Below are 2,625 nucleotides of genomic sequence, written 5' to 3' on the forward strand. Positions count from 1 at the left end.
AGAAGGTAAAAGCCCTGTAATTGAAAGTCTGTTCCCTCCGAGACGGATCCCGAGTAGTGCGGGGCACGTGAAACCCCGTATGAATCCGGCAGGACCATCTGCCAAGGCTAAATACTCCCTAGTGACCGATAGTGAAGCAGTACCGTGAGGGAAAGGTGAAAAGCACCCCGGAAGGGGAGTGAAAAAGAACCTGAAACCGTGTGCTTACAAGAAGTCAGAGCCCTCTATATGGGTGATGGCGTGCCTTTTGTAGAATGAACCGGCGAGTTACGTTCCCGTGCAAGGTTAAGGTGAGAAGCCGGAGCCGCAGCGAAAGCGAGTCTGAATAGGGCGAATTATAGTACGTGGACGTAGACCCGAAACTGAGTGATCTACCCCTGTCCAGGGTGAAGGTGCGGTAACACGCACTGGAGGCCCGAACCCACGCATGTTGAAAAATGCGGGGATGAGGTGGGGGTAGCGGAGAAATTCCAATCGAACTCAGAGATAGCTGGTTCTCCCCGAAATAGCTTTAGGGCTAGCCTCGGAAAGAAGCGTCGTGGAGGTAGAGCACTGATTGGGTGCGGGGCCCGCCAAGGGTTACCAAGCTCAGTCAAACTCCGAATGCCATAGACGTATTATCCGGGAGTCAGACAGTGAGTGCTAAGATCCATTGTCAAAAGGGAAACAGCCCAGACCATCAGCTAAGGTCCCCAAGTGTGTGTTAAGTGGGAAAGGATGTGGAGTTGCACAGACAACCAGGATGTTGGCTTAGAAGCAGCCACCATTGAAAGAGTGCGTAATAGCTCACTGGTCGAGTGACTCTGCGCCGAAAATGTAACGGGGCTAAACACACCACCGAAGCTATGGCTTGATGCTTTGCATCAGGGGTAGGGGAGCGTTGTATGTAGGTTGAAGTCAGACCGGAAGGACTGGTGGACAGCATACAAGTGAGAATGCCGGTATAAGTAACGAAAAGATCAGTGAGAATCTGATCCGCCGAAAGCCCAAGGGTTCCTGAGGAAGGCTCGTCCACTCAGGGTAAGTCGGGACCTAAGGCGAGGCCGAAAGGCGTAGTCGAAGGACAACAGGTTGAAATTCCTGTACCACCAAAGTCCGTTATGAACNNAAACCGACACAGGTAGGCGAGAAGAGAATTCTAAGGCGCGCGGAAGAACTCTCGTTAAGGAACTCGGCAAAATGACCCCGTAACTTCGGGAGAAGGGGTGCCTCGGTAGGGTGAATAGCCCGAGGGGGCCGCAGTGAAAAGGCCCAAGCGACTGTTTAGCAAAAACACAGGTCTGTGCGAAGCCGTAAGGCGAAGTATACGGGCTGACGCCTGCCCGGTGCTGGAAGGTTAAGGGGAGTGGTTAGGAGCAATCCGAAGCTATGAACCGAAGCCCCAGTAAACGGCGGCCGTAACTATAACGGTCCTAAGGTAGCGAAATTCCTTGTCAGGTAAATTCTGACCCGCACGAATGGCGTAACGACTTGGGCGCTGTCTCAACGAGAGATCCGGTGAAATTTTAATACCTGTGAAGATGCAGGTTACCCGCGACAAGACGGAAAGACCCCATGGAGCTTTACTGCAGCTTGATATTGAATTTGGGTACGATTTGTACAGGATAGGTGGGAGCCTAGGAAGCAGGAGCGCCAGCTTCTGTGGAGGCAATGTTGGGATACCACCCTGATCGTATCTAGGTTCTAACCTAGGACCGTAAACCGGTTCGGGGACAGTGTCAGGTGGGCAGTTTGACTGGGGCGGTCGCCTCCTAAAAAGTAACGGAGGCGCCCCAAGGTTCCCTCAGAATGGTTGGAAATCATTCGAAGAGTGCAAAGGCAAAAGGGAGCTTGACTGCGAGACTGACAAGTCGAGCAGGGAGGAAACTCGGGCTTAGTGATCCGGTGGTACCGCATGGAAGGGCCATCGCTCAACGGATAAAAGCTACCCTGGGGATAACAGGCTTATCTCCCCCAAGAGTCCACATCGACGGGGAGGTTTGGCACCTCGATGTCGGCTCATCGCATCCTGGGGCTGAAGTAGGTCCCAAGGGTTGGGCTGTTCGCCCATTAAAGCGGTACGCGAGCTGGGTTCAGAACGTCGTGAGACAGTTCGGTCCCTATCTGTCGTGGGCGTAGGAAATTTGAGAGGAGCTGTCCTTAGTACGAGAGGACCGGGATGGACGCACCGCTGGTGTACCAGTTGTTCCGCCAGGAGCATAGCTGGGTAGCTAAGTGCGGAAGGGATAAGCGCTGAAAGCATCTAAGCGTGAAGCCCACCTCAAGATGAGATTTCCCAATTAGTAAGACCCCTTGAAGACGACGAGGTAGATAGGCCTGAGGTGGAAGTACAGTAATGTATGGAGCTGACAGGTACTAATCGGTCGAGGGCTTATCCAATATTTAAAACGCAGCATTTCGTTTCGGATTCAGTTTTCAAGGTACAACCTTGATTAAAGTAAGCAAAAGCACCACGTTTGGTGGCGATGGCGGAGGGGTTCCACACGTACCCATCCCGAACACGACCGTTAAGCCCTCCAGCGCCGATGGTACTTGGACCGAAGGGTCCTGGGAGAGTAGGACGCCGCCAAGCAGACAAGCCATGAGATTCTAAACCAATCTCATGGACTCTATTCCCTGATAGCT

Annotated in this window: 2 rRNA genes (1 of these 2 running past the window's edge); both read left to right on the top strand. The window is 52.9% G+C overall.

The features are described 5' to 3' along the window. Positions 1-2,379: ribosomal RNA gene (locus ABE099_RS20550) — 23S ribosomal RNA — on the top strand (it extends 273 nt beyond the left edge of the window). A gap of 76 nt (positions 2,380-2,455) precedes the next feature. After that, positions 2,456-2,572: ribosomal RNA gene (rrf, locus tag ABE099_RS20555) — 5S ribosomal RNA — on the top strand. Positions 2,573-2,625 lie beyond the last annotated feature (53 nt).

It is taken from the genome of Paenibacillus turicensis, from assembly GCF_050461185.1.
Classification (GTDB): Bacteria; Bacillota; Bacilli; order Paenibacillales; family Paenibacillaceae; genus Fontibacillus; species Fontibacillus turicensis_A.